This is a genomic window from Cupriavidus sp. 8B (genome assembly GCF_054589115.1).
The window spans coordinates 22,962-38,597 of sequence record NZ_BAAILO010000525.1 but is presented as its reverse complement, the minus strand read 5'-3'; the positions used below and the strand labels follow the sequence as shown (position 1 = coordinate 38,597).

The window sequence follows — 15,636 nt, the reverse complement described above, 5'->3', positions numbered from 1 at the left end:
GTGTGCGTCGATAGGAGGACAAGATGAAAACGGAACTGGGCAAATGGAACCCCTTCAAGTTCCTACGGAAGACGACAAGTGACAAGCAACCGATGGAGGATGCGTCCAACGTGCCCGCGCCGAGGCACGGCACGCCCGACGGGCCTGACGTTTCGCGGCTGTTTTCTAGCGATCCCTGGCGAGCGATGGGCGAGTTCCTGCACGAACCGTTCGCGGGCTTCGGTGGTTTGGATCGATGGTTCGGCGACTTCAGTTCGTCTCGCTTCCAACCTCGGATCGATGTGGTCGACGATGGCGAGGCCCTGAGGATCACGGCTGAGCTGCCCGGTATGGACCGCGAAGACCTGCAGGCCACCATCGAAGATGGCGCACTGCTCTTGCGGGGTGAGAAGAAGCAGGACATTCGGAGCGAAGAGAACGGCTGCTACCGCCTGGAGCGAGCGTACGGCGCATTCATGCGCAGTATTCCTCTGCCGGATGGTGTCGACGTGGATCACGTTGATGCGAAATTCGACAGAGGACTGTTGACACTACGCCTACCCAAGACGGGGTCGTCGCAGTCTGCCGTGAGGAGGATCGAAGTGAAGTGAGCCGATGTCTGCATTCCTGAGGCATCGGATGTATTTGCGCGAAGCTGCTGCACGCAGCCGGGCAATCCTGGCCGGTCGTGGAAGGGGGCGGCTGACGCGGAACGCCAGAGGCGGGCGCAGCCCCCTCTGGCGTGCGCGATGTTTGTGGCCGCACGGTGCTGCTCATTGCAGCGGTGAATCAAGGCGCGACGTTGCGTTCTTGAAATCACCTGACTCGCCCCTATTTTGGCGGCAATGTACTGCCGAATGGAGACTTCGATGGAGTTCGATTCTGAGTGGCTGACGCTGGGCAAGCATCGGGTGCGGCTCAAGTGCGAGCGCGGCTTCCCTACCGAGCGAACGCGGAGTGTGGCGGAGCTGGCCAAGATTGCCATTGAGAACAACCTGAGCGCGGGGGCCCGATTGGTTGAGGTCACGGCACAAGGCGAGAAGGCCTATGTGATCAGTGTCGGAACGACCTTCGCGAAAGACAGGGCGGCGGCGCCCCACCTGGAAGTGGCATTGGCCACAATGTTCGGCTTAGCGCCCGAGCAGGTCAGCATAGACGTCGTCATGGTCAGTCAAACGGAGGTGGATATGCACTTTGGCGTGTATGAGCGGATGCTGGCCGAAAAGCTTGGCACCGTGCCACCAATTCAGTGAAGCGCGGTCCTGGCATGGCGCTACCTGCCGCGCGCCGAGGATCGGCCCGCTGGGTGCACGCGGCCGTGCATTGTGCTATCACAACAGCGCGGCGGGGATGCCTAGCGCGTCCTCGCCGCAACATGACCAACGCTCGGAAGGCCTTTCAACCAGCGCTCCCTGCGCTTGAAAACCAACCCGCCGCTTCCATAATATGAACAGGCGACGGTCTGGCTGGTCAAATCGAGCTCGTCATTGCTGCATTGAATGGGGAACAAGGCCATGAACATTCGTCCTTTAAACGATCGCGTGATCATCAAGCGACTGGACGCAGAACACAAGACTGCTGCCGGCCTCGTCATTCCCGATGCCGCCGCGGGAAAGCCGGATCAGGGCGAAGTCCTGGCGGTCGGCCCCGGCAAGCGGCTGGGCGATGGCGGTGTCAGCGCACCCAGCGTGGGGGTCGGCGAGCGCGTGCTATTCGGCAAGTATGCTGGCACCACCGTCAAGCTCGAAGGCGAGGAACTGCTGGTCATGCGCGAGGAAGACATTCTATGCGTCGTCGAATAGAGAAGAGAGAAAGCTCGCGAGGAGTCTCATCATGGCAGCCAAGGAGATCCGATTTCAGGAGTCCGCGCGCAGCCGCATCGTGGCGGGTGTCAACCTGCTGGCCAACGCGGTCAAGGTCACGCTCGGTCCCAAGGGACGCAATGTCGTTCTCGAGCGATCGTACGGGGCTCCGCTGATCGCCAAGGATGGCGTATCGGTCGCCAAGGAAATTGAACTGCGCGACAAGTTTGAAAACATGGGGGCGCAGTTGGTCAGGCAGGTCGCTGCCAAGACCTCTGACGTGGCCGGTGACGGCACCACCACCGCCACCGTGCTGGCCCAGGCAATGGTTCAGGAAGGCATGAAGGATGTGGTGGCGGGCCTGAACCCGATCGACCTGAAGCGCGGCATGGACCTGGCCGTGACCGCTGTAGTCGAGGAACTGCACAAGCTTAGCCGGCCTTGCACCACCGGCAAGGAGATCAGCCAGATCGGCGCGATCTCCGCCAACGCTGACGAGGCGATCGGCAAGATCCTTGCCGACGCGATGGCCAAGGTCGGCAAGGATGGGGCGATCACGATCGAAGACGGCAAGTCGCTGCAGAGCGAGCTCGAGGTGGTCGAAGGCATGCAGTTCGATCGCGGCTACCTGTCGTCCTGCTTCATCAACCAGCCCGAGAAGCAAGCCGCCGTGCTCGAAGAGCCTTATATTCTGCTGCATGACAAGAGGATCTCGGTGATCCACGATCTGCTTCCGGTGCTCGAGGCCGTGGCAAAGACTGGCAAGCCGCTGCTCGTCATCGCCGAAGAGGTGGAGGGTGAGGCGCTCGCGACCCTGGTCGTGAATGCGCTGCGCGGCACCATCAAGGCAGCCGCAGTGAGGGCGCCTGGCATTGGCGACCGGCGTAAGGCCATGCTGGAAGACATTGCAATCCTGACTGGCGGCACGCTGATCGAGGAACAGACTGGCGGGCAGCTCAAACATGTCGTGCTCGAGGATCTGGGCCGCGCCAAACGCGTCGAGATCGAGAGGGAGAACACGACCGTCGTCGGCGGTGCGGGCGATCGCGCGGCGGTCGAAGCCCGCATCAAGGCCATCCGGCGGCAGATCGACGAGTCCACCAGCGACTACGACAAGGAGAAACTGCAGGAGCGGGTGGCCAAACTCGCGGGCGGTGTGGCGGTAATCCAGGTTGGCGCCGCCACTGAAGTCGAAATGAAGGAAAAGAAGGCGCGCGTCGAAGACGCTCTGCATGCCACGCGCGCGGCCGTCGAAGAGGGCATCGTGGCGGGCGGCGGCGTCGCGCTGCTTCGCGCCCGCGCCCAGCTTGCACCGCACCAAGGCGCCAACGCCGACCAGGAAGCCGGCATCAGAATCGTGCTCCGTGCCCTCGAGGACCCGCTGCAGCAAATTGCCGCCAACGCGGGCGAGGAAGCGTCAGTGGTGCTTAGCCGGGTGCTGGAACATAGCGGCAATTTCGGCTGGAACGCGGCCACCGGTGAGTACGGCGATCTGTTCGAGATAGGGGTGATTGACCCGACCAAGGTGACCCGCACGGCGCTGCAGAATGCCGCGTCCGTCGCCGGACTGATTCTGACCACCGACGCGACCGTGGCGCAAGCGCCAAATGACAAGGAGAGGTCTGCTGTGGCGCCACCGGAGATGGAGTATTGACAGGGCACGCGAGGCGTGCGGCCGGTGGCGAACGTATTGGAATTCACGGGGCATCCCCGAACCGGGCAGCGCTAGGCGCTTGAACATCATGGGCAAGATCATCGGCATTGACCTCGGCACCACCAACTCGTGCGTGGCGTTGATGGAAGGCAACCAGGTCAAAGTGATCGAGAATTCCGAAGGCGCGCGCACCACGCCATCGATCGTCGCCTTTATGAACGACGGCGAAACGCTGGTCGGTGCGCCCGCCAAGCGGCAGGCCGTCACGAATCCAAAGAACACGCTGTTTGCCGTCAAGCGGCTGATCGGCCGCCGTTACGAGGAAAAAGAAGTGCAGAAGGACATTGGCCTGATGCCCTTCACGATATTCAAGGCCGACAACGGCGATGCATGGGTCGAAGCGCAAGGCAAGAAGCTCGCCCCGCCGCAAGTCTCGGCTGAAGTGCTGCGCAAGATGAAGAAGACCGCCGAAGACTACCTCGGCGAGCCGGTCAGCGAAGCCGTCATCACGGTTCCCGCCTACTTCAACGACAGCCAGCGCCAGGCGACGAAGGATGCCGGCCGCATTGCCGGTCTCGAAGTCAAGCGAATCATCAACGAGCCGACCGCGGCGGCGCTCGCGTTCGGCCTGGACAAGAAGGAAAGCCGTGACCGCAAGATCGCCGTGTTTGACCTCGGTGGCGGCACCTTCGACATTTCCATCATCGAGATCGCCGACGTGCAAGGCGGGAAGCAGTTCGAAGTGCTGTCGACGAACGGAGACACTTTCCTGGGCGGCGAAGACTTCGACCAGCGTGTTATCGACTACATCATCGGCGAGTTCAAGAAGGACCAAGGGGGCGACTTGTCGAAGGACGTGCCGGCGCTGCAACGCCTGAAGGAAGCCGCGGAGAAGGCCAAGATCGAACTCTCATCGAGCCAACAGGCGGAGATCAGCCTGCCGTACATCACGGCCGACGCCAGCGGGCCAAAGCATCTTAGCCTGAAGCTCACGCGCGCCAAACTCGAATCCCTGGTGGAAGACCTGATCGAACGTACGATGGAGCCGTGCCGCATCGCCATCCAGGACGCCGGTGTACCGCTGGACAAGATCGAAGATGTGATTCTAGTGGGCGGCATGACCCGCATGCCCAAGGTGCGGGACAAGGTCAAAGCGCTTTTCGGCCGCGAGCCGCGCAAGGATGTCAACCCCGACGAAGCGGTGGCGGTGGGCGCGGCCATCCAGGGCGCGGTACTCACACGTGACCGCAAGGACGTGCTGCTGCTCGACGTCACCCCGCTGTCGCTCGGCACCGAAACCCTGGGCGGCGTGATGACCAAGATGATCACCGAGAACACCACGATCCCGACCAAATTCTCGCAGATCTTTTCCACCGCCGACGACAACCAGGCGGCGGTGACCATCAAGGTCTATCAGGGCGAGCGCGAGATGGCCACCGGCAACAAGCTGCTGGGCGAGTTCAACCTCGAAGGCATCGCCCCGGCGCCGCGCGGCATGCCGCAGATCGAGGTGACGTTTGACATCGACGCCAATGGCATCCTGCACGTGTCGGCGAAGGACAAGGCCACCGGCAAGGAAAACAGGATCACCATCAAGGCGAACTCGGGTCTTTCTGAAGAGGAAATACAGAAGATGGTGAAGGACGCCGAGGCCTACGCCGCCGAAGACCGCCGGCTACGCGAGCTGGTCGATGCGCGCAACCACGGGGACGCCCTGGTGCACAGCACGCGTAAGGCGCTGACCGAATACGGTGAGAAGCTGGACGCGGGCGAGAAGGCGAAGATCGAATCCGCGATCAAGGAACTCGAGGAGGCACTGAAGAACTCCGACAAGGCCGCGATCGACGCCAAGACGCGGGCGCTCGCGACGGCCTCGATAAAACTCGGCGAGAAGGTCTACGCGGACGTGCAGGCGCAGACAGGCGGCGGCCCGGATCGCTCCGCGGGCGCGCAAGAGGCGGGCGCCGAGAAGAAAGACGAGGATGTGGAGGATGCCGAATTCAAAGAAGCGAACGCCAAGCGGTAAGTCGGGCGATGCCGCACTCCGGCTGGGTCCAGCGCACCCGGCCTTCAACAACGCCTTTCTGGTTTGGCCGAATGGCTATGTCGCGTTCAACACGGCCTCACCCGATGACCGATGACCGACGAGTGAATTCGGCTGACCGGGATTACTTCCGTCAGATCGTGAGATCGTGAGGTTCGGAGACATTACCTACGTCGAAGAATCAGAAGAATCGACGCATGGCGACCGGACCTACACACACTGCCTTCCATATCCTGTTCCCCCAAACAGCACGCGCCGCTAGTGCAGCAGGGCGCAATGGAGGGGCGGCGGGTCCGTCGCCCATCCGCTCCGAGCCAACGGAAAGGGAGAAAGAGTGACCTGTCGAAGCGTTAGCGGCCGCCGTACGAAAGGCAGTGGGGGAAGCGGATTTCGAAGGTCGTGCCTTGCCCTTTCCGGGACCCGAAATGGATTTCGCCATTCAGGACGCGACAAAGTTCCTTGACGATAGAAAGCCCAAGGCCCGCTCCGGGTATTTCGTTCCCTGCGGCGCGTTCGAATTCGTCGAATACGCGTACCTGATCTGAAGACGCAATGCCAATCCCGGTATCGGAAACGCGCAGGTACCAATGGCTCCCTTCGCATCTACCCATCGTCAATTCGATCTCACCAGAGCTCGTGAATTTTGTCGCGTTCGACAGCAGATTCAGCGCAACCTGTTTGAGCTTCAAGCGGTTCGACATCACCGATGTCAGGCTTGCATCAAAGACTCCAGTCAGATGCAGCCCTTTTGCCTCGACACTCGGCCGCGACGCCGCAACGAGTTCGTCAAACAGCGTCCTAAGTTCGACCTGCTCCACGGGCAGCGGAGTGCGGTCTCCCAGGATAATAGAATATTCCACCATTTCGTCGACCAGTCGCTTCATGTCCTCAGCCTGTCGGGTAGCCAGCGCCAAGCCGACTTCCGCCTTCGACGGGGCAAGCGCGATCAATTGTAGTGCGGTCGAAAACGTGTTGAGGAAGTTGCGCAGGTCGTGCACCACGCTGCGGGTGATCTGCATCCGCGATTCATACAACCCGCTGACCAGCCGCTGCTTCTCGGTTAGCTCATGATTGGCATGCTCTAGCCTGCCGGTGTATTCGCTGATCTTTCGATTCTGCTCGTTGATGACTTCGCGAATCGACGTCAAGGTTACGAAACTGAGTGTCTCATCGATAAAGTGTTGGGTGCGCACCTCGTGGTGCCTTGTGAAATAGCTGTGGGCTCCTGCGAACTCCAGGACGGCACCGGTCAGCACCTGCCGGAAAAGGTCCAACTCGCGCACCAACTCGTCAAGGTGATAACCCTGCTCCCAGCGCACTTCGCCATGCTTCTTTGCGTTGCGCTCTATCGCCCCCTCGACCCGTTCGAGATCCCCTTCGTCGAGAGCCGAGCAGATCTCTTCGAGGATGGCCGGAAGATGGTCGGCAAGCTGTTCTTGCGTCAGCTTGTCGGCCTCCACAAGGTCGGCATCGGCGCAAACTAACGCCATCCATTTTGCTATGAGGCGGGCTTGCTCCTGGCGGAGAAACGCGGCAAAGGCGCGCAGCGGTTTCACTTGCGTGTCAATCATAGTTCCTCCGGATAGCGTGTCTACAGCGATAGGGGACTTTCACCGCTTAGTAAGGCGGGCAGCGCGAAATAATGTGCATAAAGCGACTCATTATCAGCAGTATGGACGTCCGGGAGCAAGACTTGCGATCCAGCAGTCATGGGCATTCGCGCCTCGCGACGTTGGGTGAGCCATCTTTCGCCGCGAAGCATCGTGATGGTCAGACGGGATAGTCGCCGGGCTCGGTGCCGATCTGTACCAAGCCTCTGGTCTTGACTTGTTGGGCCCAGGTATCCGCGTCCAGTTCGACGCGAATGCTGTCTACCTTGAACCGGTCGGCATACGCCACCAGCGTCACAGACCAGGGTTCAGGGCCATCATCTTCCACTCGTGTGATGATGAAGCGGTCCCGCGCGCGGTCCCTCCATACCGAATGAAGTTCAGGTTTTCTGGCCATGGCACATTCCATTCTCTATTGGTCGAATTGAATCATGCTCAAATAACGGGCGGTGGCGCGAGACGGTGGTCGTGCTGCCGACGTAGTGAAAACGCATCATAGCGCGCCGGGTCGCGATATTTAGTATAGAGATTGGCGACCACGGCAACGAACAGATGCGGCGGGCACGGGGAGGCTACCCGCCAACCGTGTGCCGGATACCTACGAGCGATAGCGAAATCCGCGCGCGCCGGGGCGCGAGCCACGAGGCTTTGGGCTGGCAGACCATGCACATGACAAAGGCCGCCATTACCGTTTGCTGGTGGAGCGGGGCAAGCGATGGAAGCTCCGAGCACCAGAGTTCGGCACCCTGTGTCGACATCATCGCCCGCGTCAGCGATTCGCTGTGGTGGTTGCGTAAACTTGCGCGTCATGCATGGCGCGCTCACCGAGCGCCGACACGCGAGTTTCCCGCGACAGATGACGGCAGCAACAGCACAACAGCGAGTCATGAGTTGCTATTACGATAACTTTTCTTATCGTAATAGCTTCATCACTGCACTAAACTGTCTTCATGAAAACCCTGCTTACCACCAACGCGCTCGCTAGCGATACGCAACTCGACTTTCCGGACGCCGCGTCGTTGGCCGCACTGCGGGCCTGGTACGCGGGGCTATCGGCCCACGAGGTGGTGGCGCGTTACCTGGGAGAGCGTAAGGCGAGCGGCCAGTCAGCGCGCGGCATCCTAGGCCGCATTCGGCGGCAGTTGGCCGATTTCGCGCGGCGCCGGCAGCGGCAGGACCTTGCGGCCTTGTTCGAACATGGTGCGGCCGAGCGGATTGGCCGGGCGAAGGCCGTTGGCCAGGCAATCGAAGCGCTCCGATCCTTGCCCCCGCCGCGGCCACAGATCAGCGACGACATCGGTCAGTGGCTGCCGCCGCGGGCCGTGGCAGCGCTGCGCGCGCACGGCATCGAGACGCTGGCGGACCTGACGCTGCGCATTCCGCGCCGGCGCCGCTGGTGGGCAGTCGTGCCTGGCCTGGGCCCGGCGAGCGCCAGGCACGTCGAAAGCTTTTTCGCCCGACACCCGCAGCTCACCGAACGCGCCCGCGCGCTGATCGCCGTCGCGGATCGCGGGGTGGTGGTGCCATGGGAGCACCTGCGTCTTCCCCACGAGGTCGATGGCTCGTCCGGGACCTTCCGTGCCCCGCGGCAGACCTGCACCCTCGGCGCAACGAACGACTACGAGGCCGTCCAAGCCTGGCTGGCGTTGCACGAGGCGCCGGCCACCCAGCGGGCTTATCGCAAGGAAGCCGAGCGCCTGATCCTGTGGGCGATCGTGGAGCGCGAACGCCCGCTGTCGTCGCTCACCACCGAGGACGCGATTGCCTACCGCAGTTTCCTGCGCAGGCCGACGCCGCACAAGCGCTGGGTGGGGCCACCGCGGCCGCGCACGTCGACCGAATGGAGGCCCTTCGCGCAAGGACTGTCGGCACGCTCGGCGGCCTACACGCTGTCGGTGCTCGGGGCCATGTTTCGATGGCTGATTCAGCAACGGTACCTAATAGCCAACCCGTTTGCCGGCATCAAGGTGCGCGGTAGCGCGCGTGTCGCCCCGTTGGATACGTCCCGCGTGTTCACCGAAGGGGAATGGCTGCTGGTGCGCACGCTCGCCAACGGGCTGGAGTGGTCGTATGGCTGGGAGGCGCCGGCGGCCCAGCGCCTGCGCTTCGTGCTCGACTTCGCCTACGCGACCGGTCTGCGCGCCAGCGAGCTCGTCAGCGCGACCCTCGGCGGCATTGAAACCGATCCCCATGGCGACCGCTGGCTCAGTCTGGTCGGCAAAGGAGCCAAAGCGGGCAGGGTGGCGCTGCCCCCGTTGGCACGCACGGCGCTCGATCGGTACCTGGTGGAGCGCGGCCTGCCCGTCACGCAGGCTCGCTGGGTGCCGGGTACCCCCTTGATCGGCAGCCTTGGCCAGGATCCGGCCAGCGGCATCACCGGCACGCGACTGTGGGGCGTCATGCGGCGATTCTTCATGCAAGCGGCGGACCTGATCCAGGCTGACAGCCCGGTCGCGGCCGAGAAACTACGGCACGCCAGCCCGCACTGGACGCGGCACACGCACGCGACGCATGCGCTGGCGCGCGGCGCGGAATTGACAACAGTCCGGGACAATCTGCGGCACGCATCCATCTCTACCACGTCGATCTACCTGCATGGCGACGACGCGAAACGGGCGCGCCAGATCGGCGCGGCGTTCGTCGCTCCCTAGCGAATCGGCGTAATGGGGACGCAGGAAAGCCAGAGAAGCCTCTCTTATATCGAAAACGATATAATTTTTTATTTCATCATAACCGCAAGGCTTATGATCGCGGGTTAGCCGTATCTTGGCATGACCCGATGTACAGCCGCCGTTCAACAGGCCGATCAGCAAGCACTACGCGGGCTCGTCTGGGCTGTCAGGCACAGAAGCATGAGAAGGGGGATGGGCGCTCGCAGGTTCGCGCTCGACTCGCAATGAGGCATAGAAAACAGCGAAACACCATGGTGAAGCATTCAATCAGTACGCTGAAAAGGTAACTGCTCAGGCTGACAGGCGTCTCGACTGCCGCAGGCAGTAGGGGCCTAAGCCCCGGGGCTGGCACATGCCGGCAAGCCGGAAGACGTCGTCGACGTCGTGTTGGTCGGCGCAGGCCTGGCGGGCCTGACGGGAGCGCGGGACCTGCGCCATGCCGGCTGCGCGTCGTTCGTGGCGCTCGAAGCGCGTAGTCCTCTCTTTGCCCCCCTCAACGGTCATCAGGGCCAGTCTCGATCGATGTGTTTTGGAAGTCGATCTTAGGCCGCGCTGCTTATGGCAACGTGTCCATGTGCGATCCGAGCCGTCATCGCCACGATCAGCTCGAATACACGGTCCAGATTCACTGGTTGTGTCTGCGAACCAAACCTGAGCGTCGACGCACCGTCCACCAGTGCTGCGATGAGTGTCGCGCGAGCGAGGCACTCACGAGCAGTCGCCGAGGAATCGATTTCCCGTATGAGATCAGCGTAGCCTACCCGGTAGGCTGCGTAGACGCTTCTCACAATTTCACGCGTGATATCCGAATGCTGGGCCAGTGCAAACATCTCTGCCCAGAGTCGATACACCGCAGGGTCACAGGCTTCTTCGAAGACTTCTGCGGCGATCTCAATCAGACGTTCCTGCACTGGTTTGCTGCTTGGCTTACCCATCTCCGCGTAGCGGTCCACATAAGCCTGTCCCAGCGCGCTAATTGTCGTGCGAAGCAGGTCATCATAGGTTGGAAAGTAGTTCTGAAGAGCTGATGGCAAAATCCCAAGTTCTTTCGCCACTCGCGCCAAGGTGAAGTTTGCATAGCCCTCCGTGGCCAATAGATTAGCGGCGGTAGAAATGATCTCATTGATCTTGAGTTCTCTGCGCTTCCCTTGAGCCGTCGGCCGGTAATGGACGGCGCCTTGAGCCGATTGGTGCGCCCGCAGATCCAGTTGTGCCGGTCTGCCGGCGTCAGCGCCACGAGGACGGGAACGACGACGAGGCGCTTCGCTATCCAGGATCTGCGTCGAAGCGCTCACAACCAGTTTTACGGTGCGCTTTGCCAGGCGAACGAACTCGACATAGTCTCTTCCGGGGTAATCGCCGTGGGAGGCGAACATCGTCATTCCTTCCATTTGGGCGACTATCACGGCGGCACGCAGCAGGCACGCTTCGCTGGTCAGCGCCGGGTGGAGTTCTGACAGCAACTTTGCAAAAATGCCTCGAAACTGTGCCTGCATATCGTTCAGCAATTCCGCAGCATAGGGTTCATGCGAAGAAAAAGCCTCGATCTCGACCATGAACTTCGGTAAATCGGTCTCGTTGATGTTCTGAAAGATACGATTTATCAGTGCGGTGCAACGTTGCGCGGCGCCAATTCCCGGGCGATTCGCGATCGTCGTGTAGTCCTCTATGACTTGGCTCACATATGCCAGGAGCGCTGTGCGCAACAGTTCTTCTTTGGTTCGGAAGTAGTACTGGAGATTGCCAAGCGTGATACCAACGCGATCCGCCACGCGACGTGTCGCGAACCCGGCATAGCCATCATCCTGAAATACCTGACGGGCGGCATCAATAATCTCCCGAATGCGCAGTTCCCGTTTTCGTTGCGTTGCAGATTGCATGTCGGGTTTTGCTGCCTCGAAATGGTCAGGAATTCCTTGCTTGACCGCCCTCTGTTGCACGTTGGTTCTCCTGAAGCTCACATGAAGTTGTCTGCATTATAGGTCATCCCGATGGAAGGTCGAAACGCCGTGGCAGTGTTCTTTGCTTGTGCGCATGCTTGCTGACCAAATTTTCTCGTAGCCGACTCAGCACTCCAGTGCCAGGCTCCAGCGGATCTGGAGGCGCACCTGGCCTTCACCTGATCCTCCCGAGCCAAGGATTCCAAGGAATCTGTGACTGCCCCTGCGCCCGAAGCGCATCCGGCGGGGCAAATCACGCCCCATGGCAGGCGAGGTCGGCTGGATTCGACATCGTTTGTGCGGGGTTGCGTTGGTGTTTCCCCTAACATTAACCACCTTGATGTTAGGTCACTGCGCCGTTATTATTTGGTCATCAATACGTAAGATGTGGGTCATGGATACGTGTATGGGGCATGGTCAAGGGGCGCCGAGCGAGGGATAGGGTGAGGATTCGGTTCCCTCAACTCATGGTATTCCAGCGCATTCCAGCCAGCTGGAGGCGTGTCGCCGCCGAGTTGAATGCTGACTATGCACAAGCGTGCCCATGACCACCGAGGGAAGGCTCCCGGGCAGGAGAGGCACGCAGCCGGATCGCAAGACCAGGAGATCCGGCAGAAGAAGAAACGCCGCCTTTCATTGTTCTTTTCATGTTTGTAATTTGTCCTATGTTTGTTTGAACATCCTACAAAGATGAACGCATGAGAAGCGCAGAACGAATGGCCGCCCTGGAGGGCAGAGGGGGCACGCCGCTACTGGTCACCCACGATGAGAACAGACGTAGACCGGGGCGACACGAAGGCAGCTCCCTGCATCGGTTCACGTTTGAATAGCCCTACCCTTAACAACTGAAGTATCAGGAGACAAACAATGGCAAAGCACCCCGTCGTCGTTTATGGCGCAAGCGGTTACACCGGCATGTTGATCATGGACTGGCTGATCGACCAGAACATCCCGTTCACCGCCGTGGCGCGCAACGCAGGCCGGACCAGGGAAATGATGGCGCAGCGGGTCGTGCGCCTTGAATCGGCTGACTACGAGATCATCGAAGCGGAACACAACGTTGATGCGCTCGTGAATGCGTTCCGAGGCGCGAAGGTCGTCTGTAACACCGTCGGGCCGTTCTTCAATTTCGGCCTGGTTGCGGTGGAAGCGGCGCTCAAGGCCGGTTGCCACTACCTCGACACTACCGGTGAGCAACATTTCATTCGCCAGGTGCGCGACCAGTTTGGCGAGCTGTACCGTCAGGCTGGCCTGCTGTTGTCGCCGTCGAACGCGTACATGTACACGTTCGCTGAAATCGCTGCCGAGCTGGCGCTCGAAACGCCGGGTGTCGATGCGCTTGAGACGGCAACCTTGACCCGCGGCCCGCGCGGTGCCGGCGCTGGTGTCAGCGTCGGCTCCACGGCCACCATCTTCGAAGGCTATCGCCAGGAATCCTGCTATCTGTGGGAAAAGGCGCTGGTGCCGCATGAAAAGCAGGCCTCCTTCAACGTGGCGTCTCCCGATTTCCTGCAGCCGGTGTTCGCGCTGCCGTGGGGCGGCACGTCGCTGCCGGTGTACTTCGAGCACGATCCTCGCGTGCGCAGCTGTATCTCGTGCGTAGGTTTCTACGACAACAACGCGATGCAAATGGTGCACGGGCTCGGCCAGAAGTGGGATGCGGAGTATGCGCATCTGCCGCGTGAACAGCAGGATGCGGTGCTCAAGCAGCTCGTCGACTCTGTGACCCCGTCGATGCCGCCGCGCGAGCGCACGTCGCTGCATCGCACTGTTGACTTCGCCATCGGCCGTGGCCAGCTTGCCTCGGTGCGCGCGACGCTGCACGGCATTACGCCGTACATCGCCACCGGCGCCATTCAGGCTGCCGGCGCCATCAAGCTCATTGACGGCGATGCAGCCAAGGTCGGCTTTGCATCCGGCTCGAAAGCGTTCGGACACCGCTACCTGCTCGGCTTCCTGGAGCAACGTGGCTTGGCGCGCGCCACGATCTCGCAGCTGTAAAAGCTAATGCCGTGCGGCCTGACAAAGCATCAGGCCGCACAGGGCACACAGCGCAGCACGCCTCGGACACTGTGGGGCGGTGCCGAAAGTCACTTGAAGAAGGAGTTCGCTATGCGACTCAAACACATTGGCATTGCCGCAGTGATCGTGGCGGGCGGGCTGGCATCAGGCGAGCCGGGGACGCAGACCAGCGGTATCGGCACGTCCGAGCTGGCCGCTCAGGATTCACGCACAGACGCCGGCACCGATGACGCTGGCTCACGCCGCTTCGACCCTTATACGCAAGGCCACCGCGCGGGGCGGTTCGACCCCGACACGGATGGCATGGGCCGCCCCGGCACTGACCTGGTATGGCTCCAAAGGAACACTTAAATGGCAATCATTGATTTCTTCGACCGTGGGTGGCGCATCAACCCCCACGGCATCGCCTATATCCAGGGCGAGCGCAGCTTCTCGTTCCAGGAGATTGGTGAGCTCTCGTGCTGCGTCGCCAATGGACTGCTGGCTGCCGGGTTGGAAAAGGAAGCGAAGGCCGCGGTTTGGGCAGACAACGACGTGGTCGGCTGGGGCTGCGCGCTAGGCATGTGGCGCGCCGGCATAGTGTACATCCCCGTCAATGGCCGCAACGCCCCGGCCGAGAACCAGTACGTGCTCAACGCCTTCGACTGCGAAGCGCTGTTCTTCACCCAGGCCTTCGCACCCATGCTCGAAGAACTTCGCTCCAGCCTGCCGATGGTCAAGCTGTGGGTGTGCATTGACGCTGAACTGTCGTGGGCGCCCTCGCTTGCCACATGGATCGCCGGCCAACCTTCGACCATGCCTTGCGTCGAGTACGACATGGATGACATCGTCACGCTGTCGGCCACCGGCGGCACGACGGGCGTGCCCAAGGGCGTCATGAACACGCATCGCGCGTTCCAAACTTACTTCGCGCAGTTCATGATCGCGTTCCCGTATGGCACGCAGCGCCCGGTCAACCTTGCCGCTGCGCCCATGACGCATACCGCGGGGATGATGTCGCTGCCGTGTACCGCGCGCGGGGGCACCGTGGTCGTGCTGCCGAAGCCCGATCCCGTGCTGTTGCTTGCCGCCATTGCCAAGCACCGCGTCACTGAATTTTTCCTACCGCCGACGGTCATCTACCGTCTGCTCGATATCCCCGGCATCGAACAGCAGGACTTCTCGTCGCTCAAGTACTTCCTTTACGGCGCCGCACCCATGTCGGTGGAAAAGCTCAAGCGCGCGATCGAGGTGTTTGGCCCGGTCATGGCGGGAGGCTATGGGCAGACCGAAGCCGCAGCATCGATCTCTAACATGACGCCGGCCGAGCATTTCGTCGACGGCAAGATTGCATCCGAGGAGCGGCTGTCTTCGGTGGGCCGTCCGAACCCGCTGATCCGCGTCGAGATCCTGAATGATCGCGGCGAGGTGCTGCCGCAAGGCGAGACCGGTGAAATCTGCGTGCGAGGTGACCTCATCATGAAGGGCTACTACAAGGCGCCCGACAAGACGGCGGAAACGATCGTCGACGGCTGGCTGCACACCGGCGACATCGGCCATCTCGATGCCGACGGCTACCTGCATATCACCGACCGCAAGAAAGACATGATCATCAGCGGCGGCTTCAATGTGTACCCGAGCGAGGTCGAGCAAGTCATCTGGGCGCACCCCGCGGTGCAGGACTGCGCGGTGATCGGGGTGCCCGATGATAGGTGGGGCGAAGCGGTGAAGGCGGTGGTGGAACTCAACGCGGGTCACACCGTGAGTGCTGAAGAACTCGTCGCGCTGTGCAAGGACAAGCTTGGCTCGGTCAAGGCGCCAAAAAGCGTGGATTTCGTGGCCGCGTTGCCGCGGAGCACGGTCGGCAAGGTGCTGAAGAAAGACCTGCGTGAGCAGTACTGGCAAGGCCAGCAACGCAAAATCTGAGACGAGCG

The 15,636-nt window shown here is 61.5% G+C and carries 12 protein-coding genes; 9 read left to right on the top strand and 3 right to left on the bottom strand.

Annotation, left to right across the window (positions count from 1 at the left end; genetic code table 11):
* Positions 1 to 23: 23 nt before the first annotated feature.
* The 5 genes from ACYP5B_RS46290 (at position 24) to dnaK (ending at position 5,461) form a co-directional block, all read left to right on the top strand.
* Positions 24 to 590, top strand: coding sequence for an Hsp20/alpha crystallin family protein (locus tag ACYP5B_RS46290; RefSeq protein WP_459574064.1), 567 nt, complete (start codon positions 24 to 26; stop codon positions 588 to 590).
* Positions 591 to 848: 258 nt separating this feature from the next.
* Entirely contained in the window at positions 849 to 1,232 is a 384-nt protein-coding gene (locus tag ACYP5B_RS46285) for a hypothetical protein (protein ID WP_459574063.1), read from the top strand.
* Between the two features lie 261 nt (positions 1,233 to 1,493).
* On the top strand, positions 1,494 to 1,781 hold the full coding sequence (locus ACYP5B_RS46280) for a co-chaperone GroES (RefSeq protein WP_459574062.1): 288 nt from the start codon (positions 1,494 to 1,496) through the stop codon (positions 1,779 to 1,781).
* 31 nt (positions 1,782 to 1,812) lie between these two features.
* Positions 1,813 to 3,435, top strand: coding sequence for a chaperonin GroEL (groL, locus tag ACYP5B_RS46275; RefSeq protein ID WP_459574087.1), 1,623 nt, complete (start codon positions 1,813 to 1,815; stop codon positions 3,433 to 3,435).
* A gap of 88 nt (positions 3,436 to 3,523) precedes the next feature.
* Positions 3,524 to 5,461 (top strand): molecular chaperone DnaK, encoded by a 1,938-nt coding sequence (dnaK, locus tag ACYP5B_RS46270; RefSeq protein ID WP_459574061.1) that lies wholly within the window; start codon positions 3,524 to 3,526, stop codon positions 5,459 to 5,461.
* Positions 5,462 to 5,829: 368 nt separating this feature from the next.
* Here dnaK and ACYP5B_RS46265 read toward each other — a convergent pair whose 3' ends face one another.
* Both ACYP5B_RS46265 and ACYP5B_RS46260 read right to left on the bottom strand, forming a co-directional pair.
* Positions 5,830 to 7,050, bottom strand: coding sequence for an ATP-binding protein (locus ACYP5B_RS46265; protein WP_459574060.1), 1,221 nt, complete (start codon positions 7,048 to 7,050; stop codon positions 5,830 to 5,832).
* 199 nt (positions 7,051 to 7,249) lie between these two features.
* Entirely contained in the window at positions 7,250 to 7,486 is a 237-nt protein-coding gene (locus ACYP5B_RS46260; protein ID WP_459574059.1) for a hypothetical protein, read from the bottom strand.
* Between the two features lie 553 nt (positions 7,487 to 8,039).
* Here ACYP5B_RS46260 and ACYP5B_RS46255 point away from each other — a divergent pair.
* Positions 8,040 to 9,740 (top strand): phage integrase family protein, encoded by a 1,701-nt coding sequence (locus tag ACYP5B_RS46255; RefSeq protein ID WP_459574058.1) that lies wholly within the window; start codon positions 8,040 to 8,042, stop codon positions 9,738 to 9,740.
* A 563-nt stretch (positions 9,741 to 10,303) separates the two neighbouring features.
* Here the strand turns inward: ACYP5B_RS46255 and ACYP5B_RS46250 are convergent.
* The gene (locus ACYP5B_RS46250; protein ID WP_276286100.1) at positions 10,304 to 11,701 is read right to left on the bottom strand and encodes a TetR/AcrR family transcriptional regulator; all 1,398 of its coding nucleotides are present in this window, start codon (positions 11,699 to 11,701) and stop codon (positions 10,304 to 10,306) included.
* A gap of 867 nt (positions 11,702 to 12,568) precedes the next feature.
* On the opposite strand from ACYP5B_RS46250, the gene ACYP5B_RS46245 reads away from it, so the two are divergent.
* The 3 genes from ACYP5B_RS46245 to ACYP5B_RS46235 all read left to right on the top strand — a co-directional run bounded on the left by ACYP5B_RS46245 (position 12,569) and on the right by ACYP5B_RS46235 (position 15,628).
* Positions 12,569 to 13,702 (top strand): saccharopine dehydrogenase family protein, encoded by a 1,134-nt coding sequence (locus tag ACYP5B_RS46245; protein WP_276286099.1) that lies wholly within the window; start codon positions 12,569 to 12,571, stop codon positions 13,700 to 13,702.
* Between the two features lie 111 nt (positions 13,703 to 13,813).
* Positions 13,814 to 14,074 carry a hypothetical protein gene (locus ACYP5B_RS46240; protein ID WP_276286098.1) on the top strand — a complete coding sequence of 87 codons (261 nt, stop codon included), beginning with the start codon at positions 13,814 to 13,816 and terminating at the stop codon, positions 14,072 to 14,074.
* Positions 14,075 to 15,628, top strand: coding sequence for a class I adenylate-forming enzyme family protein (locus ACYP5B_RS46235; RefSeq protein WP_459574057.1), 1,554 nt, complete (start codon positions 14,075 to 14,077; stop codon positions 15,626 to 15,628).
* The last annotated feature ends 8 nt before the right edge of the window (positions 15,629 to 15,636 follow it).

Excerpts from the sequence above, each read along its gene's own strand:
- ACYP5B_RS46280 (WP_459574062.1), top strand. The coding sequence starts at position 1,494 with ATGAACATTCGTCCTTTAAACGATCGCGTGATCATCAAGCGACTGGAC.
- ACYP5B_RS46255 (WP_459574058.1), top strand. The coding sequence starts at position 8,040 with ATGAAAACCCTGCTTACCACCAACGCGCTCGCTAGCGATACGCAACTC.
- ACYP5B_RS46265 (WP_459574060.1), bottom strand. The coding sequence starts at position 7,050 with ATGATTGACACGCAAGTGAAACCGCTGCGCGCCTTTGCCGCGTTTCTC.
- ACYP5B_RS46260 (WP_459574059.1), bottom strand. The coding sequence starts at position 7,486 with ATGGCCAGAAAACCTGAACTTCATTCGGTATGGAGGGACCGCGCGCGG.
- ACYP5B_RS46290 (WP_459574064.1), top strand. The coding sequence starts at position 24 with ATGAAAACGGAACTGGGCAAATGGAACCCCTTCAAGTTCCTACGGAAG.
- ACYP5B_RS46285 (WP_459574063.1), top strand. The coding sequence starts at position 849 with ATGGAGTTCGATTCTGAGTGGCTGACGCTGGGCAAGCATCGGGTGCGG.
- ACYP5B_RS46240 (WP_276286098.1), top strand. The coding sequence starts at position 13,814 with ATGCGACTCAAACACATTGGCATTGCCGCAGTGATCGTGGCGGGCGGG.
- ACYP5B_RS46245 (WP_276286099.1), top strand. The coding sequence starts at position 12,569 with ATGGCAAAGCACCCCGTCGTCGTTTATGGCGCAAGCGGTTACACCGGC.
- dnaK (WP_459574061.1), top strand. The coding sequence starts at position 3,524 with ATGGGCAAGATCATCGGCATTGACCTCGGCACCACCAACTCGTGCGTG.
- ACYP5B_RS46235 (WP_459574057.1), top strand. The coding sequence starts at position 14,075 with ATGGCAATCATTGATTTCTTCGACCGTGGGTGGCGCATCAACCCCCAC.
- groL (WP_459574087.1), top strand. The coding sequence starts at position 1,813 with ATGGCAGCCAAGGAGATCCGATTTCAGGAGTCCGCGCGCAGCCGCATC.